The following is a 22,845-nucleotide window of genomic DNA, read 5'->3' as shown; positions in this document are numbered from 1 at the left end:
GCCGAGGATGGCGGGACCGGGCCGACCCGGATGACGGCCAGCGCGCGGCGACGAAACTCGGCGCCCATCCGACCGGCCGCCACCTACGGCTTCAGGCGCGCGATCGCTGTCGAAACGTCGGAAACACGGTCGGCCAGCAGGCCCACGGCGCCCACCGCCCGCGCGACCGGGTCCTCGGCCGAGCCGCCGAGCGCGCGCGACCGTACGTAAGCCTCCTTCACCGAGGCCCACCGCGCCTCCTGCGCCGGGGTCAGCTGGCCGCGCAGTGACGCGAGCTTCAGCAAGTTCGCCTCGGCGCCCGACGCGAGCGTCTGCGCCTCGCCCGCGTAATGGTCGTCGATCAGGTTCTCCAGCTCCTCGTCGTTCATCGCGGGCACGATGCGTTCGGCCAGCTTGTTCATGTTGCGGTAGGAGCCCTGCAGCTGGAACGGCGGCTCGGTCCGGGAGTCGTCCGACTGTGCGGCCGAGGCGATGTACGCGCGGTTGGTCCGCAGCACGACTTCCTGGACGCGCCGCATCTTCCGAAGGACGGACAGGATCTGCGAAAGCTCGGCCGCCGAATACGCGTAGGAAAGCTTGTCCGGCGTCCCGGTGCCCGCGGCCAGCCGGACCAGCAACGGCAGGTCGGCCCGGTCCCGGGCGGCCAGGGGTGCCAGCACCGCGTTCGAGGTGAGCGCGTTCTCCAGATAGGACAATTCGAAGACGTCGGTACGGCCGGACAGTACGTCGCCGAGGTTCCATACGTCGGCCCGGTTGGCGAGCATGTCGGGGATGCGGAAGCGCTGCCCGCTCTCGGTGTACGGGTTGCCGGCCATGCACACCGCGAAGCGCTTGCCCCGCAGGTCGTAGGTGCGGGTGCCGCCGTCCCAGACGCCCTCCATCCGGCGTTGGGCGTCGCACAGCGAGATGAACTTCTGCAGCAGCTCGGGCGACGTGTGCTGAATGTCGTCGAGGTAGAGCAGCACGTTGTTGCCCATCTCCAGCGCAAAGTTGATCTTCTCGACTTCCTGGCGGGCGGTCGCGTTCGGGGCGAAAGCCGGGTCGAGTGAGGTCACGCCGTGCCCGAGTGCCGGGCCGTTCACCTTGACGAAGATCAGGCCGAGGCGGTCGGCGACGTACTCCATGAGCGTCGTCTTGCCGTAGCCGGGCGGCGAGATCAGCAGCAGCAGGCCGGACTGGTCGGTGCGTTTCGCGTCGCCGGCCGCGCCGAGCTGCCGGGCCAGGTTGTCGCCGATCAGCGGCAGATACACCTGGTCGAGCAGCTGGTTGCGGACGAACGCGGTCATCACCGCCGGCCGGTATTCGGAAAGGCGCAGGCGGGTGCGTTCGGCGTCGGCCAGGGCGGTCCGTTTTTTCTGGTACGCCCGGAAGGCCGGCACCCGGACATCTCGGAAATGACGGGTTCGTGCCAGAAAGCGGTCCAGCCGCAGTGGCAGCGCACCTCCGGTGATTTTCGGATGTACGCCTAGAAGGCCGTCAACAGTGGCGTCGAGTGCAGCCGCCGAGTCGTAGCGGTTCAACGAACTGCCGGTCAGCTCGATCGCGACCGCTTCGACCAGGTCGTCCTCGGTCCCGCTGTCGGGCTGCGCGGCCCGGAAGGCGGACAACCACGCGGTGATCAGCTGCCGCCGCGCCGCGACCGAGGGCAGCCCGCGCAGGTCGTCGGCGTACCCGCGGCCGGTGCGGTGGAACCGGTCCAGGAAGGTGCGCGCCGACGCGGTGGTGACGAACCCGGGCGTGCCGGCCGCGAGCTCCTCGATCAGGTAGGCGCCGACCTCCAGCTGGCAGCTCGCGCCCGCGATCGCCGCCGAGCTCGATGCCGCCGCCGAGCTCGATGCCGCCGCCAAGCTCGATGCCATCGCCGCCTGGGCGGCGTCGTCGAGCTCCGCCGCCAAATCCGCCAGACCCGGCGCCACCCCGAACGCCGCCCGCGCCCGGACCAGCGACGACGCCCGCACAGTCCACGCCGTACGCTGCTCAGGCGAAGTCTCAAACGCCCAGAACAACTGCGCCGCAACCCGCGTACCCGGCGTAAACCGTAGCAATCCGGCCGCCGAATACAGCCGGATCACCGCGGACAGGATCACGGTGGCGTCGGCGTCGTGCACACCCCGCTCGTACCCCTCCTCCAGGCGGGCATCGGCCTCCCGGCGTACGAGAGCGCGGAGCGACCCATCGGCCAGCGCGGCCGCCGCACCCGCCGGATCCGCGGCGAAGATCGCGCCGGCCAGATGCTCGGCCCGGTACGTCGTGGGGTCCTCGGAGATCAGCGGCTGCTCCCAGAAGGGCCGGGTCGCCTCGACGAACGCGGTGTCCCGGATCGGCGCCCGATAATCGGTGCCGGTGATCGCGAACGTCCCGTCCGGCACCACGGTCAGCTCGATCGCCTGGGTGTTCACCGCGAACGTGTGCCGGCCCAGCCGGATCGTCGTGCCGTCCGCGCCGTAGAGGTCCAGCCGGTCCCGCAGCGCCCGCCCGGCCTCCTGCCGCGCGGCCTTGACCCGGCCGTCCAGTTCCTCGGCGCGTACGGTCTCGCCGAGCTCGCGCAGATCGTCGGCCACCGACCGCACCTTGGCGACCATCGGATCGGTCGCGAAGTACGTATTGACCTCGTCCAGCGTGGACAGTGTCGCAATCCGCCGCTGGATCGTGTCGAGCGTGCGTGACGCGGACGCCGTGAGCCGTGCGGCCCGCCGGGTCCGTTCGTCGAGCAAGCTCTGCCGGCGACCCGCGAACGCCTCATAAACCTCGGCGCGCTTGGCCGCGAGCCGCGAAGCGAAGTCGTCGAACTCGCCGAACCGCGACTCCAGCGCCTCGACCTGCAGCATCAGCTTGCCGAGCTGCTCGTCGCAGCTTTCCGGGGTCCCGGCGGCCGCGAGCGCGGTGGTGACCGACTGCCCGAGCAGCGCGAACTCGGCGGCGAACTCGGCGCGCCCCTCGACGAACGCCAGCTCCCGCCGCCGGCCGTCCAGCGTGGCGCGGGCCCGGTTCACGCCGCCCAGCACCTCGCCGATGCGTTCCAGGATGGCGACCCGCACGGTGGCGTCGGCGATCTCCAGCCCGCCGACCACCTCGGTGACGACGCGGAGGCCGTCGGCCTGCTCGGTGAGGCGCTCGGCAACCGGGTCACCCGACGCCACCGTCGGGATCGCCGCCGCGTCGGTGACCAGCTGCTCGACGGACTGCTGGTAGCCCTCGAACGCGTCGGACCGGCTCAGGAACTCGACCGCGCGCCGGGCGGTGGCGTCGATCGCGGCGGACAGCGCGGCCTCGATCTCGTCCAGCGCGTCCAGGTCCGCGTACCGCATGTCGCGCAGCGTCACCGCGTGCCCCTGCGCCTGGCGGAGCGCGGCGAGCTGCCGGATCCAGCCGTCGGTCGTGGTCGGCGCCTCGGCCTGGCCGCGCCGGATCAACGCGTCCGCGTCGGTGCGGCATTTCTCGACCGCGGTGGCGGCCTCGAGAGTCAGCGCCTGCACCGACTCGAACTCGTCGAGCACCTGCTCGGCGGTCGCCCGGACGTCGGTGATCGGGGCGCCGAGATTCTCCAGGTCGGCCTCGGCGAGCCAGTGATAGTGGTCGAACAGCCGGGTGCAGGCCGCGATGATCGCCTCGAAGACCGGCCCGGACGGGGTCATTTCGTCGACCATCCGGGTCACCGAGAGCGCGTCGGCGATGCCGCGGACCAGATCCGCGTTGCCGATCCGGTCGAGCGGCCCGGTGCCGACCGGTTGTGCGGCCGCGAACGTGTCGGAGACGTACGGGGTCTGCCAGATCTGCATGGGGTGGACGCGGCTCGGTTCGTCGGTGTCGTGCCGGAACGCGATCAGCGTGCCGTCGTCGAACAGCGAGTACCCGTTGCAGGGGATCGGGGTGGCGACCTCTTTGCGGATCACGTTGTACGGCAGCAGCAGGTAGCGGCCGTCCGCGCGGGCGTGGAAGACGTAGAGCACGTCCTCGCCGTTGACCGAGCGCACCACCCGCTCGTACTCGAGGTCGCTGGTGTCCGCGTCGAACGTCTTCGCGACGCCGGTGGCCAGGTAGTACCCGCCGGGGAAGATGATCCCCTGGTCCTCGGGCAGCCGCCGGCAGGCCTGACCGATCCCGTCGAGCCGCCGCACGTCCCGGGTGCGGGTGTTGTAGACCAGATACCGGTGTGTGGTCTCGCGATACGGCAGGATCCGGATCAAGAGCAACGGCCCGACCCTTGCGTACGCGATGTCGGCGTCGGCCAAACTCTGCAGCGGCTCGTCGACGGGCTCGTGATAGATGCCCTGCCCGTCCTCGGTGTTGTTCTCCACCTTGACGGTGAGGTCGCCGCCGACCGTCTCGACGAAGACCTCGTCCTCGATCGACACGTGCGGATGGCGGCCCAGGATGTGCTGCTCGCGGGTGGTCGGCGTCCACTCGAAGTCGTGCGCGGGCGGGAAGACGTGGTCGCGCTCGCCTCGGTTATCCAAATAGGATATTTCCGAATTTGTTACTCGCCAGCGCAACACCTTCAAGTCGTCCGGCCGCGCCCCGGTCTGGAACACGGCCAGCAACAGGCCCTCCAGGCGGCGTAGCTGCAGCAGCCGGGTGTCGCGGTAATACCGGTACAGCTCGGCGAAATCGCGCTGAAACCCCGGGTCGTCGAGGAGCCCGGGCTTGTCCACCCGGGTGAAGGCGCTCGAATGCACGGAGAACACATCGGTCACCGCGGTCTCGGCCTTGAGCCCGATGAAGACGTTGTAGCCGAACAGCATCGCGCCGCCGACCTCGGCGATGTCGCGCGGCACGCAGTTGTTCTCGGTGCGGATCCGCTCGGTGCCGAGCAGCCGCGTCTGCCGCCCGCCGAACGTCTCGATCCGGCGGGCGTTCAGCGCGTCGGCCCGCGATGCCAGCTCCTTGGCCTGCGCGCCCAGCCGGGCGCGCAGGATCTCGTAGGTGCCGGCGTCGAGGGCCGTCACCGCGCCGCCGGGGCGTCCGCGATGCCCATCCGCTCGGCCGCGGCCAGCAGCTCACGCAGTTTCTCGCTGTCCTTGCCACCCGCCTTGATCTGCTGGCTGAGGAACGCCGCGACGCTGAGGTTGGCGACGTCCGCGCTGGACACCGAGCTGAGCACCCGGCCCAGGTCCTGCACGAAGTCGGCCGAGCCGTTCAGGTAGCGGGCGCCCATGCTCTGCGCGACCGTCGAGTGCTCGACGAACCCGTCCACGGTCTTGCCGAGGGTGATCGAGCCGAGCAGCTTGTCGAAGAAGACGGTGTCGCCGCCGACGATGTCGATGTCGGCCTTCTCCAGGCCGGTGGCCAGCACCTTGGCCTGCGACTCGGCGACCTGCCGCTGCACGTCGAGGCCGGCCAGGCGTACGTCCTTCTCCATCTCCAGCCGCAGGCGGAATTCCTCGTGCGCGCGGGTGACCTCGTCCAGCGACGCCATCGCGCCGGCCTTCTGTTCGAGGCCCACCGCCTCGCCCAGCAGCTTCTCCTTGATGGCTTCGGCGGCGACCAGCGCCTTCTCCCGCTCGACCGCGGCCTCGGCCCGGCCGGTCTTCTCGATCACCTCGGCGTTGCGCTCGGCCACCTGCACGTCGGCCAGCCCGAACGCGGCCGCGTCCGCCTGCTTGCTCTCGGCCAGCCGGATCTTGGCGCGGGCGTCCAGCTCGGCCGCCTGCTGCCGGGACTCGGCGAGCAGCAACTCCTCGCGGGCCTTGAACTTGGCCGCCGCCTCCGACGCCTCGGCCGCCTTGATGCCCTTGACCAGGGCCTCCTGCGCCTCCGCCTCGGCCGCGATGATGACCGCCTGCCGGGTGCGCTCGGCCTCCTCGAGCACCCGCAGCTTCTTGATGCTCTCCTCCTGCTCGGCGACCGTCCGCTCGACCGCGATCCGCTCCCGGATCACCTCGGCGATCGAGCGCCTCTCGCCCTCGACCTCCTTGTTCTTGGAGATGGTGGAGAGCTCGGTCTCGCGCTGCCGGCCGATGACCTCGAGCATGCGGTCCTTCTCGATGCGCTCGCTCTCGATCGCGATGACCCGCTCGCGGTTCTTCTCGGCCACCGCGATCTCGCGCGCCTTGTTCTCGCTTTGCACGCCGAGCTGCTGCTCGGTCTTGAGCACGGCGGTCTCCGCCCGCAGGTGTTCCTCGGCCTGCGCCAGGGCGATGTCCGCCTCCTCGCGGGCGCGCATGGTCTCGATCTCGCGGCGCTGCTTGATCTCCGCCTCGGCCTGCCGGCGCTCCAGCTCGAGGATCGCCTCGCGGGCGTCCACGTTCTGCCGGGTGATCTCCTTGGCCTCGTTCTGGCGGTAGTCGTTGGTGCGCACCGACTCCACCGCGGTCAGCTCGGTGATCTTCCGGATGCCCTGGGCGTCCAGGATGTTCTTCGGGTCGAGCGAGTGCATCGGCGTCTGCTCGAGGAAGTCGATCGCCGCGTCCTCCAGGCTGTAGCCGTTGAGGTCGGTGCCGATCACCTCGATGATCTGGTCCCGGAACTGGTGCCGCTTGGTGTAGAGGTCCACGAAGTCGAGCTGCTTGCCGACCGTCTTGAGCGCCTCGGAGAACTTCGCGCTGAACAACTCCTGCAACGTCGTCTCGTTGCTGGCCCGCGCGGTGCCGATCGCCTGCGCCACCTTGATGACGTCCTCGGTGGTCTTGTTCACGCGGACGAAGAAGGTGATCCGGATGTCGGCCCGGATGTTGTCGCGGCAGATGAGGCCCTCCCGGCCGGTCCGCGCGATCTCGATCGTCTTCACCGAAATGTCCATCACCTCGGACCGGTGCAGCACCGGCAGCACGACCGCGCCGGTAAAGGTGACGTCGACGCGACGCACCTTGGACACGATGAGCGCTTTACCCTGTTCGACCTTGCGGAACATGCGGCTGAAGAAGAACAGCACACCGATGGCGATGAGCAGGACGACGGCGAGCACTATGCCGAAGCCGGTGGAGACAATGTCCATTCATTGACCCTTCGTAGCGATGTCGGCGGGGATGACCCAGAAGAAATCCCCGTCCGGGTCGACGTCGTAGATGAGGGCGGTGGTGCCCGCGCCCATTTCGTCCGGTCCGGTCTGGCGGACTTGGACAATCGCGGACGAGCCGTCGCGGGCATGCACCTCGGCCTGCCCGAAGGTGTCGGTGACCCGGCTGGTGCGGATCACGCAGGGCAGCCCGACGAAGTCTGCGCGGGACGGTTCCGCGCCCTTCGGCAGCAGCCGTCTGATCAGGACGGTCAGGGAAACGGTCAGCAGTAGGGCGAGCAGGACAGCGCCCGGCAACACCCACCAGCCCGGGACGAACTCGTTGCCGGCCAGGCAGCCGAACCAGGCGAACAGGACGAACAAGGATGCGGGGACGAGGATGGGTAAGCCGAAAGGGTCGGTTTCCGCGCCACCGAACGCGACGACGCACCAGTATCCGATGACGACAATGAGCAGCGGGGTGAAGAGAACGGTGGGAAAGTTCAGGATCGCGTCGACGAATCCACCCAAAACTCAGCCCCCCTTTATTGTTCTGTGACCCGCGCTTGATAGTGACAGCCCTCGTCAATGGGTGGCCGGATTCTTATCACAGTTCTCCGTCCCGCACCGCCCCTTCGGAGAAACTCCACTGAACGCGTGCTTTCGGGTCGAATCCGCACTTCGTCCGGTTTAGAGGCATTAACGTGATCTTCGATGACGGAGACGAAATCAGATATCCGCCCGGCGGCCGAGACCCACCCGGCCGCCGGGCAGACGACGAGATTCCGTCCGGACATCGAAGGCCTGCGCGCGATCGCCGTCCTGCTGATCGTTCTCGCGCACGCGGGCGTGCCCGGCATCGCCGGTGGAGCGCTCGGCGTCGACGTCCTGTTCGTACTCTCCGGCTTCCTGATCACCGCGTCGGTGCTGCGCGAGGTCGACCGGACCGGCCGGCTCGCGCTGCCCGCCTTCCTCGGCCGGCGCACGCGCCGGATCTTGCCCGCCGCGTCGCTCGTCGTGATCGTCGTCGTCATCGCCGGATACCACTGGCTGGGGCCGCAAGGTGGGGACGAAATCGCGCAGGCTTTGCTGGGCCTTCACTTCTCCGCACCCCTGCAGCACTTCGCGGCGCTCGCCGTCGTGGTGCAGTTCTCGCTTGCCGGGCCGGTCGCGCTGCTCGTGCTGATCTGGCTCGGCTTCCGGTGGGCGCTGCCCTACTGGGTTGGTGCGGTTGTCGGCGGTGCTTTCGCGTACGCGGTCTGGCAGTTCTCGTGGTCGGCGACCTGCGTGTGGGAGCTCGGCGCCGGGTGCCTGCTGGCGCTGGTCGCCGGTCGCCTCGAACGCGTCCCGTATCGGCTCGGTGCGGTGCTGTCCGCGGTCGGGCTGGCGTTGATCGTGATCGCGGCGCTGACCTTCACAATCCTTCCCCCGTACGCCACCGCCCTGCCCGTCGTCGCGACCATGCTCGTGCTGGCGGGTCGCGGCGATTCGCTCCTGGGCGTGCGTCCGCTCCAGTGGCTGAGCCGTCTCGCCTACCCGTTCTACCTGTGGCACTGGCCGGTCCTGGTGATCGCCGCGGCGGCGTACGGTGCGCCACTGCCGGCTCTCGTGCGGGCCCTGCTCGTTCTCGGCAGCCTGGGACTGGCCGCGGTCACGTACGTCTGCGTGGAGAACCCGATCCGCCGGATGAGCGGTCCGCTCTCGCTCACCGTGACCGTGGCGTTCGTGCTGGTCGCCGCGCCGGTGGCGGTGTCGCTGGTGCGGTTATCGACCCCTTGAACCGGGCGTTACCGGCGGTCGTGCTGGCGTTGCTCGCGGGCTGTGCGGAGGGCCCGCCGCACGTGGTGCCGGTCGAGACGCCGTTGTCGTCCGCGCAGGTGGTTGCCGCGGTGCGCCGGGCGTCGGCGATTCGGGTGCTGCCGCCGGGCCTGACGCCGCCGTTGTCGACCGCGGCTTCGGATGTCGGATTCGACAGCGACCGGTGCGAGGCCGGGCCCGCCGACTCGCGGATCGAGCCGTGCGTCTTCGGGGATCGGGCGAGCGCGGTGCAGGTGGTGCTCTACGGCGACTCGTACGCGGGGATGTGGCTGCCCGCGATGCGCGCGATCGCCGAGCGGCGGCACTGGCGGTTGCGCTTCTACGGCAAGCCGGGCTGTCCCGCCGTCGGGCTGCCCGTGCGGCCCTCCCGTGCGTGTGACGCGTTCCGGGCGTACGTGATCGGCCAGATCCGGGCCTCGCGCCCTCGGTTGGTGGTGATCGCGAACGGCACGCCCGTTCGTCGGCTCGCGGACACGCTGTCCAGGGTCGTGGTGCTCGGCGGCGTTCCCGTACTCCGCGAGAGCGCCCCGGAGTGCCTGGCCCGGCACGCGGACAACGTGCCGGCGTGCGCGACGAGCCCACGTGCGGCGACCGATCATTCCGGCCCCGGCTACATCTCGGCGCTACCGTGGCTGTGCGACACGGTCTGCCCGCCGGTGATCGACAACGTGACCGTCTATCGCAACCGGTTCTCTCTCACCGCGACCTACGCCCGCCGGCTCAGCGGAGCACTCGACGCCGCACTATCCGCCGACTTCGCTGACCTGGGCTAACGGACGGTCGTCCCACCACGTCGCGTGAATGATGAAGCTGTGGTTGGTCTGGTTGAAGTAGACCGCCAGGTTGCCGGGGGAGTCCTGCACCTTCTGCACCGCATAGCCGTCCGCCGGGGTCGCGGTGACCAGCGAGACCACGCCGCGCGACGTCATCTTGATGACCGCCTGACCCCCGTCAACCCGGAAATAGCGCACGTACGTCCGTACGCCGTCACCCGCCGTCGTGACCGTCCAGCCGTCCTCGGTGGTCGTCGCACCTCCCGTGGTCCCATTGCCGGGGGTTCTCGTGGTCCCGCCGCTCCGAGATGGACCTCCTGCTCCGGCGGGACCGGTCGTGCCGGCGCGATCTTCCGTGGTCCCGTCGAAACCGCCGTCCGATGCCCCAGCGGAGCGATCACCTGCGGACGGCGAGCCAACGCCGCCGCCATCCGCCGGATTTTTCGTGTTTTCATCGTCTTTTTCGCTCGGCGTGGGCAGTGGCGCGGGAAAGCTTCCACTCCCGACCGCCGGCAACGCCTGATCCTCGGGCGACGCCGTCCGCAGCACCGGCATCAACGCGACCGAACCGAGCACGATGCTGGTCGCCGTGGCCGCGCACCAGCCCGCGACGGGCGCCCACCGCAGAGATCGCACGAGACCGATAATCTCATGTCCTTCTATGGTGTACGCCATGGCGCTGATCCTGCTGGTCGAGGACGACCGCAACATCACGGCCGCTCTCACCCGCGCGTTGTCCGAGGCCGGCCACACCGTACGGCCGGTCGACCGGGCCGCCACCGCCGTCCGGATCGTCACCGACCAGCGCCCCGATCTGGTCATCCTCGACCTCGGACTGCCCGACATCGACGGCACCGACGCGCTGAAGATGATGCGATCCGTCTCCGACGTGCCGGTGATCGTGGCGACCGCCCGGCGCTCCGAAGCGGACATCATCGAACTGCTCAGCGCCGGCGCCGACGACTACGTGACCAAGCCGTTCTCCGGCGGGCACATCCTGGCCCGGATCAACGCGGTGCTCCGCCGGGTCCGCGCGACAACCGAGCAGCAGCTCAGAGACATCACGGTGGGCGAACTGGTGATCCATCCGCGGCAGCGTCGAGCGTCGCTGGCGGGACAGCCACTTCAGCTGACGCGGCGCGAGTTCGACGTCCTGGCGTACCTGGCGCAACGCGTCGGCCAGGTGATCAGCCGGCGGGAACTGATGAGCGAGGTGTGGAACCAGGCCCACATCGGCGAGGAGCAGACCATCGACGTGCACATCTCCTGGCTGCGGCGCAAGCTCGGCGAGACCGCCCGGCAGCCGCGGTTCCTGCACACCGTACGCGGCGTGGGTGTGATGATGGTCGATCCGCGGTGAGGTGGGCGCTCAACCGCTTGGCGCTTGCGATCACGTCGATGGTGGCGCTGGCCTTCCTCGTGCCGCTCGCGGTGGCGACCCGGCAGATCGCCCACGACCGCGCGGTCAGCGAGGCCCGGCAGCAAGCGACTTCGCTGGTGACGGTGCTTGGCGTGGACGCCGATCCGACCTCGTTGACGAATGCGGTCGCGAGCACCACGGCCGGTGCCGAAGGCCGCCTCGCCGTACACCTGCCGTCGCTCGCCCCGATCGGCGCCTCGCACCTCACCGACGCGCAGGTGTTCGCTTTCGCCCGCGACCGTCGGCCGGTTCTCGCGAGCGTGGCGGGCGGGGTGGCGTACGTGCAACCGACCGTCCTTACCGACGGCCGTACGGTGATCGTCGAGGTCTTTGTGCCGTCGGCCGCCCTGCGCGAGGGCGTGTGGCCGGCCTGGCTGGCGCTCGGCGGCCTGGCGGTCGTGCTGGTCGCGGGCTCGACGCTGATGGCCGACCGGCTCGGGGCGCGGCTGGTGCGCGCGACCCGATCGCTGGCCGCCTCGGCGCGTCGGCTGGGCGGCGGCTCGCTTTCCGAGCGCGTCGCCCCGGACGGCCCCCGCGAGCTGCGCGAGGCGGCGCAGGCCTTCAACACCATGGCCGACGACCTGCGCCGGCTGATGGACCGCGAACGCGAGCTTTCCGCAGATCTCTCCCACCGATTGCGTACGCCCTTGACGGCGCTGCGCCTGGACGCCGAGGCGATGCCACCCGGACCGATCGGGGAGCGGATGCGCCAGGCGTGCGACCTGCTCGATTCGGAGTTGGACGCGATCATCCGAGGGTCGCAGGGCGGTTCCTCGCGCGGTGATTTCTCGCGTTCGCGCCGGGGCGCTGAGGGCGCCGACCTGGTCGACGTGCTCGCCGACCGCCTGGCCTTCTGGTCGGTGCTGGCCGAGGACCAGGAGCGGCCGTGGGAAGTGGTCGGCGGTGACGAGCCGGTGCTGGTGTCGCTGTCACGTGGCGAGCTGATCCTGGTGGTGGACGCGATGCTGGGCAACGTCTTCGCGCATACGCCGGAGGGGGTGGCGTTCCGGGTGACCGTGTCGGCGTCCGAGCTGCTGGTCGACGACGCCGGACCGGGCATTCCGGATCCGGCCGCAGCGGTGCGGCGCGGGGTCAGCGGCGCCGGGTCGACCGGCTTGGGCCTGGACATCGTGCGCAAAGCCGCGGACGCCGTCGACGGCCGGTTGGTCATCGCCCGGGGCCCGCTGGGCGGCGCCCGAGTGGGGATCTTCTTCTGATCCGGCGACCTCGCAGCTCCCAAGATGTTTACCTTATGTCATGAAAAAGGCTGTCTTGGCGGTTGTCGCACTGCTCGCGGTGTTCGTGGGCGTGCCCGCATCGGCTGCCACGCCGGGCTGGGACCATCCGGGCTACGACGCCGAGGACAGCTACTACAACCCGCACGAGTCTTCGATCAACGCCGCCACCGTGGGTTCGCTGACCAGGCGGTGGTCGGTGCCGCTGCGGCGCTTCGACGAGACGTGCGGCGGGCCGGGTGCGCTGCTCCTCGCCGCCGGCCGGGTGGTTGCCAGCGACGGCCGGGGGATCTCGGCGTACGGGATGATCGATGGAAAGCCTGCCTGGCACTTCGACTGGGATGACCCGATGGACGCGCCGACGCCGGTGTTGGGGGTTTCCGGCGGCACTTTGATCGCCGGCCACGGCGAGTGCAACTCGCAGAGCGACCCCAATGGGCACCTGGTGGCCCTGGACCTGGCCACGGGGAAGGTGCGCTGGCGGGTCGACAACGGGGTTCCGGTGGTCTCGTTCACCGTCGACAAGGGCATGGTCGTGATGTCGGGCGAGTCGCCGTCGGACGAGTTGGGCACGTTCGCGTATCGGGTGTCCGATGGGCGCCTGGCCTGGCAAAAGCCGGGTTACGCCGCGTCCTCCCCGTCGGCAGACGGCCGCATCCTGATGACGAAGGCCCACACGGTCTCCGCGGTCGACGTGGTGACCGGCGCGGTGGCCTGGACAAAACGGACCGTTTGGGTTGCCGAGGCCGCGACCCCGTCGGCGGACCGTTTCGTGGTGTCCGACGGCACCGCCTTGTCCGTAATTAGCGCGAAAAATGGTGCTCTGTTGTGGACAGCCAAAGGCAAGCAGACCACTTTCGTGGCAACCGACGGCCGGCGCGTGTACCGGAGCGCGGGTTTCGTAGTGGAGGCGCTGAACATCCGCAACGGCAAGCACTTGTGGCAGCGCCGCCTGGGGACGGAGTCCATCCAGCCGATCCGGGCGGGCGGCCTGGTCTACACCGGCGGCCCCATCCTGAACGCCGCCAACGGCGACATCGTCTCGCTGGGCGCGGCCATCGCCGACGCCAAAATCCTGGTCGCAGCTGGGCGTGTGTTCATGGTAAACGACCGAATGCTGTCGATCGTTGCATCGTAGGGCACGTTGCCGCTAATCGGCGCAGCCGTTTGTGGCAGTTCCGCCTGGGCACGGTTTCCGGCCGCTGAGCGGTAATGGCTCCTCCTATCATTATCTGAGCCTTGGTCAGTCTTCGCTGGGGCGCCCATTACCATTTACCTCAACGAATCAGACAGTCCAGGCGAATATGAGCCACGCGGCTTCGAGCATCACGGCACTGGGTAACCGTTGAGTCAACTATGGCGAGTGCGATGGTGGCCAACGTCCTTCAGCCGAGCAAGCCGCGAAGCTGTAGGCATCGTTTTGGCTCCCGTAGCTTGTTCATGGCTTTGCTCTCGATCTGACGGATGCGCTCGCGCGTCACCCCGTACTTCTCGCCGATCCGATCTAGCGTCCATTCGTCGCCGTCGACCAAGCCGTGGCGGAGACGGATCACGTCTGCTTCGCGGGCACTGAGGGTCAGCAGAACGGCGTGTACCGCCTCGCGAAGAAAGTTGGAGTCCACCGCGTCGAGCCCACCGTCGTTATGGGGTTGGTAGGCCTTGAAGTCACGCAACGTCGTGCCGTCACCGACGGGCAGGTCGAGGGAGATGACGCCACGTAGGTACTCGAAATGCCGGCCGATCTCGTCCTCGGAGAATCCCGTCTCGGCAGCCAACCGGGCTCGTGTCGGTCGTATTCCCCGTGCCTCCAACTTCGCGTGCGCGTTCTTGGTGCGTTGCACCCTCTCGTGCAGATGGACAGGAAGGCGTATCAAGCGGCTGTCATCGGCGATCGCACGGGTGATGCTCTGTCGGATCCACCATGTCGCGTAGGTGGAGAACTTGTTGCCTTTGCTAGCGTCGAACTTCCGCACTGCACGGATCAAACCGAGGACCCCGTAGTGAACGACGTCCTGTTCGGTGAAGGCGGGCGGACCGAAGTAGCTCTTGGCGATGGACCACACTAGACGGAGGTTGTGCACGAGGAGTGCGTCGAAGGCTTGCCCGGCCTCGGAGTCCTCAGACAGCGTCGTCCGATAGGTTTCGGGTAGATCCGTCGACACTGGTATCCCGGGTCGCATGAGCAAAGCGAGACCCACCTCGAGCTCAGCCGTTAGCAGGGTGGATGACGGATGGCGAAGTGTTCTGCGGTCGAGGAGGAAGCGACGCGCCGCGACACAGGCCTGCTGCGGATCGACGGTCGCTGCATCGGCGGCCGTCAGTACGCCGTCCGCGTCGTCGCCACCAATGAGCTTCGGGCCGCTTTCGGCGGTTCGTGCGACATCGGGCCCAGGAGGCTCGATCTCGCGGCGGTGGCTGAGTTGCGCTCCGGTGCGCTCGATAGGCTCGCCCGCGTGGGCCCTCGGATCTGCCGACGTGGGGAGGACACCGGTCGAAGGATCCGCGCCGGCCGAATCGTCGACCAGCACTATGCCAGCTGGCCGCAGCGCGGACACCAACCGCGCCTCGAGCGTTGCCCGTAGCTGCATGTCCTGGGTGATTCTAGCCAGCACACGGTCGAGTCGGGTCCGCGCCAGGCGGTTCTTCTTGACGTACGGGTGGATGCGCCCGATGAGTCGGGTCAGCAGTTCATTGTCGGCGGCGTCTGTCGTAATCATGTCACCTAACCGCGGTCGGGGAGTCCGCTAGGATCTTCGTCCTGGGCCCGCCCAACATAAGCGGAGGGTACGACAAATTTGCGAATGATCCCGCGTGAGCTGCCGTCGGATCTAGGGACCACCGCCGAGTTGAGGGTCCATGCTGCGCTCGCTGCGCTGGACGTCCCTGGCGTGGGTCTGCACTCACTGCTGCTGCCGGAGCACGACTACAAGCTGACGGCTGAGATCGACTTTTTGTTGATCTTAGAGGCGGTCGTCCTCGTCGTCGAAGTCAAAGGCGCTCGTGTCGCACGCCGGTACGGGGTTTGGACGTACTCCGACCGCGGCGGCCACTACCGCGAGTCCCGCGAGGGGCCCTTCGGGCAGGCGAGCAGTGCGATGTACGCACTGCGTGGCAGGCTCGAGGATCGCCTGCCGCCGCACCTCTTGGCGGACGTGCCGTTCGGATTCGTCGTCATCACGCCTGACGTCGACCTTCCGGTCAGTGCCGAGTGGGCGGACGAGACGTATATCGGGCGGGGCCCGTTCTCCCGTGTCAACGGGCTGCGTGATGCCTTGCGACGGGCGGCGCGGTACTGGACTGGAAAGCACCACGGAGCCGCCCCGATCCGCAAGGACGTCAGAGAACAGCTGCTGAGCGTGCTTCGTCCTGATTTCGACCGTAGTCCAGGCCTGGCCGTACGCGCCTCACTGCTCGACGCGTCCTTTGACCGGCTCACGGCCGAGCAGTTCGCCCGTCTCGACCTGATCATCGACAACCCGCGGGTCTTGTGCGCCGGCGGCGCCGGAACCGGTAAGACCTTTCTTGCCGCCGAGGTCACACGACGGTACCGCCGCGTCGGCGAGGACGTCATGATCATCTGTCGCAGTCCGGTTTTGGCTGCGTACCTGCACGGTCGTCTGGCCGGCAGCGGTGTGCAGGTCGTCTGCTACGACGACCTGCCAGGCTTCCGCGGCAAGGTCGACTACCTCGTCGTCGACGAGGCGCAGGATCTGATGTCGTTCGAACAACTCGACGCGCTCGACCGCGTGGTCGACGGTGGGCTCGAACACGGCCGTTGGGTGATGTTCCTGGACCCGAACGGTCAGGCACACGTGTACGACGAGTACGACGACGACGCTTTGGCGATGTTGCGCGGCACCGGCGCCGTGCTCGCGACACTTCGTCACAATTGTCGCAATACTCCCCAGATCGCCTTCCAGACCCGGGCACTGACAGGCGCGGATATCGGGGTGTCGGTGGCGGGTTCAGGCCCCGAGGTCGAGTTCTGCAGGTGCGCCGACCCGGCTGAAGAGACCGCCCTCCTGGAGAAGCATTTGCGCCTACTCTACGAACAGGAGGTTCCGGGGCAGGACATCACGTTGTTGTCGCTGCGCGGTGACTGGGAGACCAGCAGCGCCCGCGGACTGCGGGATGCTCGTCGTGGCAGGATTCGCGTGCTGGACGCCGACTGGGCTGCTGGCTGGCCAGGCAATGACCTGACCTGGGCCTCCGTAAAAGACATCAAGGGGCTGGAGAACCGCTTCATCTGCGTCATCGATGCGGACGGTCTCACCGGCGAACACCTCGACGACCTGTACGTCGCGCTGAGCCGGGCCCGCGCCGGACTCTGGGTCGCCGTCGACCAGGCTGCTTCCGGCCGGGTCCGTGACCTGTTCGCCGAGCACTCACTCGCCGCCGTGGAAGCTTTCGGAAAGGCTGCTCGATGACCGAGACATATACCAAGGCCCGCGACCAGTTCCTGCAATACGTGCGTGATCAGCTCGTTGGGCCGTTCGGCGACGGCGATGAGCTGATCACCGACCCGCCGAACCGGCGCTATCTCATGGGGGTCCTGTTCCCGAGAAGCGTCGCCGCGGAGACCTACATCGAGGAGGAGGGCGAACAGCGGGAGCTGTCCACCGGCGTCTCCAGCGGTGAGGAGAGCTTGTTCAGCGACAGTTCGGTGGTCGCCGCCAACGACTTCCTACCGGCGAGCCAGGGCCTGTCGTTCTTCAGCTCCGCCCGCCGGCTGCGGGTCCGCGTCGACGCCGCCCGGTACGAGACCCTGCAAGGCGCGGCGGCCGATGCGGCCGAGGAGGCATCGGGCGCAGCACTGCCCGACCCGACCGAGCGGCCCGAACAAGATCCTCGACGCCCGAAGCGCAGGGTGTGGCGGCGTCATCCGCTGCCCACCGCCGATGAGGTGATTACCGGAAGCGTGGAGGGTGCCGAGATCCTCGACGGGCGGGCCCAGCTGCACGTCCGTTGGCGGCCAGTCGCCAACGGCGCACTGATTACGGCCACGGTGGTAAACGCCGAGACGGCACCCGACGACAGCCGGATCGACCGGCTCTGGGACCAGATGCTGCTGCAGGTCGCCATCCAGGTAGAGGTCGACGGTGACGGCGAGATCCTCGAATACCCCTCGGTGTCCATGCTCAGCCACGACCTCGAGGAGGACGAGCTTCGGCTGCAGCATCGCGATGCCCGGACCTACGCCATCGGGCACGGGTGCGCCCCGACCTGGCCCGACCAGACCCCGCTCAGACACATCAGCTCCGAGGTCATGCCGGCTCACGAGGTCGCAAAGGTCAGCGCCAAGCCAAAGGCCGAACCGGACGGGACCATTCGGCCGCGCAGAGCCCTGGACATCGCCTGGCTCGCCGACCGCAGTGTCACGAAACAGGACCTCCACACCGAGCTGAACTCCTTCATCAACGAATACCGGCATTGGGCCGGGGAAGGGAATTCCGCGGCGGAGAAGCTGTCCCACCCACGCCAGCGCAGCGCAGCCCAACGCATCATGGAACGCATCGACACCGCGATCCAGCGAATGACCCGCGGCGCCGACTTGCTGGTCCGCGACGACCACGCCTTGCTCGCCTTCCGGCTCGCCAACGAGGCGATGCTGCGACAGATGCGCCACTCCAACCGCGACCTGGCTGGATCGCGCCGCAGCCGCGCGGCCGCGACCGAGCTGCCTGACTCCTATGCACCCGGTGCACAATGGCGGCCCTTCCAGCTCGGGTTCGCCCTGCTGACGCTGACAGGGTTGGCCGACGAGCAGGACCCGGACAACGAACGCGACATCGTCGACCTGATCTGGTTCCCCACCGGCGGCGGCAAGACCGAGGCCTACTTGCTGATGGCCGCGTTCGAAATCTTCCAACGTCGGTTACGACACGGCCGCCGTGGAGTAGGCACCACCGTCATCAGCCGCTACACCCTGACCCTGCTCAGCACTCAGCAGTTCCAACGAGCCGCCACCACGATCTGCGCATGTGAGCGGATCCGCGCGGAAAACCCTGATCTGCTCGGCGACACCCCTGTCTCGATCGGCCTGTGGGTCGGCGGAGACATGACGCCCAACCACTACCAGCATGCCCGCGAGGCCGTCGAGGAACTCAAGGAACTCGAACGGCCCGACGACCGGCTCGTGCTGGAACGGTGCCCGTGGTGTGGTACCGAGATCCTGCCCCGGAGTAGAAGCGAGGACCTCGGCGACTATGGCGTTGAGGCCACCGACACCAGCTTCCGGTTCTGGTGCACCAACGCGGCCTGCGACTTCCGCATTGGGCTGCCGGTGCACGTCGTCGACGACGACCTGTACGAGCATCCACCCACCTTCGTGCTCGGTACGGTGGACAAATTCGCTGCGCTCGCCTGGGAGCCGCGATCCGGCGCGCTGTTCGGCCGATCCAACGGCACCCTGCCACCGAGCCTGATCATCCAGGACGAGCTCCACCTGCTAACCGGCCCGCTGGGCACCACGGTCGGGTTGTACGAGTCGGCGATCGAGCTGCTCTGCGAACGCGACGGCCGGCTACCGAAGGTCATCTCGAGCACAGCGACCATCCGACGGGCGTCCGACCAGGTCAAGGGCCTGTTCAGCAGACACGTCGAGTTGTTTCCGCCTTCCGGGCTGTCGGCCGACGACTCGCACTTCGCGCGGGCCGACACCACCGAGCCCGGCCGGCTGTACGTCGGTCTCATGGCACAGGGACACACGTCCGACACCGCCACCGTGCATACGGTCGCGGCACTGATGCAGGCGCCCGTGGACCTGGACCTGCCCGAGCAGGTTCGAGACGCCTACTGGACGCTGATCGCCTACCACAGCTCGCTACGGGAACTCGGCCGAACCGTGACGATGGCACGCGACGACGTCCCCTCACGTCTGACCGCGCTGGTCAAAGGCCGCCCGGTACGCCAGTTCGGGGTAGAGGAGATCACCTCCAACGTCGACGCCACACAGCGGCCAGATCTGCTGGAGCGGCTCAACCGCAGCTTCCATGAACGCAATCACCTGGAATTCGTGGCCAGCACCAACATGCTCAGTGTCGGTGTAGACGTACCCCGCCTGGGACTGATGATGGTCAACGGCCAGCCGAAGGCTACGGCCGAATACATCCAGGCCACCAGCCGGGTCGGGCGCGACAAGCACCCCGGTCTCGTGTTCAGCCTGTTCCGCTCGACCCGTCCCAGGGACCGATCACACTACGAGAACTTCGTGCCATACCACTCCGCCCTGTACCGGTTCGTGGAACCAACCAGCGTTACCCCCTGGTCCCCGCCGTCGCGGGAACGGGCGCTGCATGCCCTGCTGGTCATCCTCGTGCGCCACCACCTCGGGCTGGCCGGCGACGGCAAGGCCGGCGAGATCGTCGATCACCGCGACGCCGTCGACAACTACATCGAACAGATCGTCGCCGTGGCACAGCGAGTCGAACCCCGGGAGGCCGCCAAGGCCCGGACCGAGCTGCAACGCTTCCGCGACGACTGGCTCAGGCGCGCCGCGGAGGCAGCCCGCGAGAATAAGCTGCTCTACTACTCCGACAACGGCAAGGGACAATTCAACCTGATCTGCGACTTCCACCAGAACAGCGGCTGGAAGACCCCACGCTCGATGCGCAACGTCGACCGGGAGTCCTCGATCGACGTCCTCAAGGCTGGCACCAGCACCACCAAGCCGAGGAGGCCCTGATGCGCAAGATCCGTCAGTCGCAGACGCTGGTTCCTTTCGGTGTCGGCGCCATCTTCGACTTCCGCGGTGAGTCCTTCGTCGCCTGCGACACGTGGCGGTGGCAAAACCGCGGCTACGCCATCAGGTCACCTCGCCTCAGCGCCGCCCTGAACGTGGACTCGCTGCGGGCCGCGCCGATCACCGAATCGCGCAGATGGGCGCCACCCTCGGCAGGAGTCCCCTACCTTCGCTTCCCGACATGGATGTTCTGCCAGAAATGCCGCAACATGGTCCGGTGGAAGAGGGCCCAGGAACAAGAAGGCAAGGTTCCGCTCTGTCCGTCGTGCGACGGCAAGAAACAACTGGTCCCCATGCGCTGGATCCTCATTTGCGAGGACGGCCACCTCGGCGACGTGGACTGGAAACGGTGGGCCCACTCCAGCGCTCCGACCGACCCGACCAAGGGGCGCTGCGAGCAGGACCGCCTCGTCTTCAAGACCCTGTCCGGAAAGGGCGCTGGCGGCCTCGAGACGCTGCGCGTCGAATGCCGCACCTGCACGCGCGGACGGGATCTAATGGGAATCGGCTCGCCAGAAGCCGCCAAGGCCCTCGGCCCCTGCCCAGGTCGCCAGCCTTGGCAACGGCTGGAGGACGCACATGACTGCGAGCGTGTCCCGATCGCGGTCCAACGAGGAGCCAGTAACGTCTACTTTCCGACCGTTCACAGCAGTATCGAGGTGCCCGACACCTCGCTCGCCGCGGCGGGTGAAGAGAAGGCCCTTGAGATCAAGAACAGCATCTGGTATTTGCCCTTGCTCAGCGTCAACGAGGATTCGGAGCAGTTCTCGTTCATCGTGCAGACAATGGCGACTGGTCACGGAGTCACCGCCGAGTTCATACGAGCCCTCGTCCGCGACGAAAAGGCACAGGAGGCTGGCCGCGGCACGGCCGTCTCCGCGCAACCCGGCGACCTGCTTGGTGAGGAATGGGCGGCCTTCGTCACCCCCTTCGCCTCTGAGGAGGACCAGGACGAGGACTTCAGGACCCGTCACTTAGGGCTCGGCGCTGGCGATACCGGGCCGGTGTTCGACTCCCTCGCCGACCGAATCGACAAGGTCGTCGTTGCCGATCGCCTTCGCGAAGTTCGCGCCCTGCAAGGGTTCCACAGGGTCAAGCCCGACCCGAAGAAATTAGTGCGCGTGGACCTTGGCAAGGGTCTCAGGTGGCTGCCCGCCGTCGAGGCACGCGGCGAGGGGATCTTCGTCAGTTTGGAAGAGCAGCGCCTCGCCGTCTGGGAGGAGCACCCCGAGGTCGGAAAACGCGTGGAGGAACTGGATCGTCGCATTGCACGGTCTTTCATGGCGGCGCGCTTCAGGGACAAGACAGGCCCCCGACTTACACCCCGCTATTTGCTCCTGCACTCGCTGGCGCACCAGCTCATCCGCAGGCTCGCCTTCGAGTCAGGATACGCGGCCGCGTCGCTGCGGGAACGCATCTACGCCCGCCCGGCGGCGGAGGACGGAGCCCCGCCGCAGGCCGGAATCCTCATCTACACCGCAGCCGGCGACTCCGAAGGGACACTCGGCGGCCTCGTCCGGCAAGGAGAACCACCACGCCTCGCCCGGACCATGCTCGAGGCACTGCAGGATGCCACCTGGTGTTCCGCCGACCCGCTGTGCGGCGAAAGCATCGCGACCTCGTTCAACAGCTTGAACTACGCTGCCTGCCACGCCTGCTCACTCATCTCCGAGACGAGCTGCGAGTGTGGCAACTTCCTGCTCGACCGGATCGTCTTGATCGGCTCCGACGACTTCCCCGGCTTTTTCAAACCCGTTGTCGATGCAGCTTTCGAAGCAGCGAGCAGTGACGCCAGCGAGCAACCGTGACGGACGCGAACGACGAGCTGCCCAGCTATGAAGATCTCACCGAAGAACAAGACGAGATCTACAACTTGCCGCTCGACGGCAACTTCCTGGTCAGCGGCCCACCGGGCAGCGGCAAGTCGGTGATGGCCCTCTATCGGGCGGAGGCGTTGACCATCGACGACCGCACCCCGTCAATCCTGATGTTCAACAACGTGCTGAAGCAGTACACGCAAAGGCACGCCACAAAACTGGGGATTGAGGACAACGTCGAGACCTTCCACCGCTGGCTGAGCGAGTTCTGGCGACAGCACTACTACGTTCGGCCGCCAAAACTGGGTGGTGGCGAATGGGGCTACGACTGGGCGGCACTGCTATCGCAGTTCTTCAACGCTCCGCCGCAGCCGGGGGCACTCAACGATTTGCTCATCGACGAGGGCCAGGACATGCCCCTGGACTTCTATCGGCTCACACCGTGGATCTGCTCCAACGTCACCGTATTCGCCGACGAGAATCAACAACTGCGCGACGAGAACACGACGCTCAAGGAGATCGAGGCTGCTATCAGGGCGACCAGACATCTCACCCTGCGTCGCAATTACCGCAACAGCATCGAGATCGCGAAGCTGGCCCGACACTTCTATGCCGGAGCGCCGACCGGTGTGCCCGACCTGCCTACGCGGAGCTGGCGCCCTGGCCCCATGTTGACCCACTACAACTCCGACCATGGTTTCGTCGAAGACGTCACAACCTACGCCAAGACGTACGGCAACCGACGCATTGGAATCGCGGTGCCGACCAAGCGCCTGCAGATCCGGCTGCTCAACCAGCTGACGCATCGCAAAGTATCCGCCGAAACCTACGTCTCCGGCGATGCCCGGCACAGCCGGCTGGACTTCTCCACTCCGAGCGTGAAGATCATCAGCTTTGCGAGCCTTAAAGGCCTGCAATTCGACACCTTGTTCGTGCCGGAGCTGCAACTTGCGCCGCCCGACGTCACCAGCGCAGGCGTCCGTATGCGGTATTACGTGGTGACATCGCGGGCTCGTAACGAGCTATACCTGTCCTACACCGGTGACATCGAGCCACCTCTCGTCCGTGACATCCCCGCCGCGATTTTGACCCGAAGATGAGAATGCA

14 protein-coding genes are annotated in these 22,845 nt (G+C 67.6%); 9 read left to right on the top strand and 5 right to left on the bottom strand.

The features are described 5' to 3' along the window. Window positions 1-83: 83 nt before the first annotated feature. From HH310_RS22080 to HH310_RS22070, 3 genes are read right to left on the bottom strand one after another with little or no spacing between them, the layout of a single operon-like run. Window positions 84-4,946 (bottom strand): DNA repair ATPase, encoded by a 4,863-nt coding sequence (locus HH310_RS22080; protein WP_169177510.1) that lies wholly within the window; start codon window positions 4,944-4,946, stop codon window positions 84-86. Then, a complete protein-coding gene (locus HH310_RS22075; RefSeq protein ID WP_169177509.1) occupies window positions 4,943-6,934 on the bottom strand; it encodes an SPFH domain-containing protein in 1,992 nt (663 codons plus the stop codon). The genes HH310_RS22080 and HH310_RS22075 overlap by 4 nt, the downstream gene beginning before the upstream one ends. Beyond that, the gene (locus HH310_RS22070) at window positions 6,935-7,465 is read right to left on the bottom strand and encodes a hypothetical protein (RefSeq protein ID WP_169177508.1); all 531 of its coding nucleotides are present in this window, start codon (window positions 7,463-7,465) and stop codon (window positions 6,935-6,937) included. It abuts the gene before it with no gap. A 183-nt stretch (window positions 7,466-7,648) separates the two neighbouring features. On the opposite strand from HH310_RS22070, the gene HH310_RS22065 reads away from it, so the two are divergent. Then, the gene (locus HH310_RS22065) at window positions 7,649-8,713 is read left to right on the top strand and encodes an acyltransferase (RefSeq protein WP_169177507.1); all 1,065 of its coding nucleotides are present in this window, start codon (window positions 7,649-7,651) and stop codon (window positions 8,711-8,713) included. After that, window positions 8,710-9,525 carry an SGNH hydrolase domain-containing protein gene (locus HH310_RS22060; RefSeq protein WP_169177506.1) on the top strand — a complete coding sequence of 272 codons (816 nt, stop codon included), beginning with the start codon at window positions 8,710-8,712 and terminating at the stop codon, window positions 9,523-9,525. Before HH310_RS22065 ends, HH310_RS22060 begins: the two co-directional genes overlap by 4 nt. Here HH310_RS22060 and HH310_RS22055 read toward each other — a convergent pair. Then, the gene (locus HH310_RS22055) at window positions 9,496-10,161 is read right to left on the bottom strand and encodes a DNA mismatch repair protein MutL (RefSeq protein ID WP_169177505.1); all 666 of its coding nucleotides are present in this window, start codon (window positions 10,159-10,161) and stop codon (window positions 9,496-9,498) included. The two genes, HH310_RS22060 and HH310_RS22055, sit on opposite strands and share 30 nt — an antisense overlap. A 37-nt stretch (window positions 10,162-10,198) precedes the next feature. On the opposite strand from HH310_RS22055, the gene HH310_RS22050 reads away from it, so the two are divergent. The 3 genes from HH310_RS22050 to HH310_RS22040 are packed head-to-tail and all read left to right on the top strand — an operon-like array spanning window position 10,199 to window position 13,318. Then, window positions 10,199-10,885: a response regulator transcription factor gene (locus HH310_RS22050; RefSeq protein WP_169177504.1), complete on the top strand. Its 687-nt coding sequence runs from the start codon at window positions 10,199-10,201 to the stop codon at window positions 10,883-10,885. Beyond that, window positions 10,882-12,162, top strand: coding sequence for a HAMP domain-containing sensor histidine kinase (locus tag HH310_RS22045; protein WP_169177503.1), 1,281 nt, complete (start codon window positions 10,882-10,884; stop codon window positions 12,160-12,162). The genes HH310_RS22050 and HH310_RS22045 overlap by 4 nt, the downstream gene beginning before the upstream one ends. A 40-nt stretch (window positions 12,163-12,202) precedes the next feature. After that, window positions 12,203-13,318 carry a PQQ-binding-like beta-propeller repeat protein gene (locus tag HH310_RS22040; RefSeq protein ID WP_169177502.1) on the top strand — a complete coding sequence of 372 codons (1,116 nt, stop codon included), beginning with the start codon at window positions 12,203-12,205 and terminating at the stop codon, window positions 13,316-13,318. A 247-nt stretch (window positions 13,319-13,565) separates the two neighbouring features. Here the strand turns inward: HH310_RS22040 and HH310_RS22035 are convergent, their stop codons facing one another. After that, on the bottom strand, window positions 13,566-14,897 hold the full coding sequence (locus tag HH310_RS22035) for an RNA polymerase sigma factor RpoD/SigA (RefSeq protein WP_169177501.1): 1,332 nt from the start codon (window positions 14,895-14,897) through the stop codon (window positions 13,566-13,568). An 84-nt stretch (window positions 14,898-14,981) separates the two neighbouring features. Between HH310_RS22035 and HH310_RS22030 the strand changes: the two genes are divergently transcribed. The 4 genes from HH310_RS22030 to HH310_RS22015 are packed head-to-tail and all read left to right on the top strand — an operon-like array spanning window position 14,982 to window position 22,838. Then, a complete protein-coding gene (locus HH310_RS22030) occupies window positions 14,982-16,607 on the top strand; it encodes an NERD domain-containing protein (RefSeq protein ID WP_169177500.1) in 1,626 nt (541 codons plus the stop codon). Further along, window positions 16,604-19,864 carry a helicase-related protein gene (locus HH310_RS22025; RefSeq protein ID WP_169177499.1) on the top strand — a complete coding sequence of 1,087 codons (3,261 nt, stop codon included), beginning with the start codon at window positions 16,604-16,606 and terminating at the stop codon, window positions 19,862-19,864. Before HH310_RS22030 ends, HH310_RS22025 begins: the two co-directional genes overlap by 4 nt. Continuing rightward, window positions 19,864-21,729 (top strand): DUF1998 domain-containing protein, encoded by a 1,866-nt coding sequence (gene drmB, locus HH310_RS22020; RefSeq protein WP_169177498.1) that lies wholly within the window; start codon window positions 19,864-19,866, stop codon window positions 21,727-21,729. The genes HH310_RS22025 and drmB overlap by 1 nt, the downstream gene beginning before the upstream one ends. After that, entirely contained in the window at window positions 21,726-22,838 is a 1,113-nt protein-coding gene (locus HH310_RS22015) for a DNA helicase (protein ID WP_169177497.1), read from the top strand. Before drmB ends, HH310_RS22015 begins: the two co-directional genes overlap by 4 nt. Window positions 22,839-22,845: the final 7 nt, after the last annotated feature.

The organism is Actinoplanes sp. TBRC 11911, from assembly GCF_012933445.1.
Lineage (GTDB): Bacteria > Actinomycetota > Actinomycetes > Mycobacteriales > Micromonosporaceae > Actinoplanes.
This window is presented reverse-complemented; position numbering and strand designations above follow the sequence as displayed.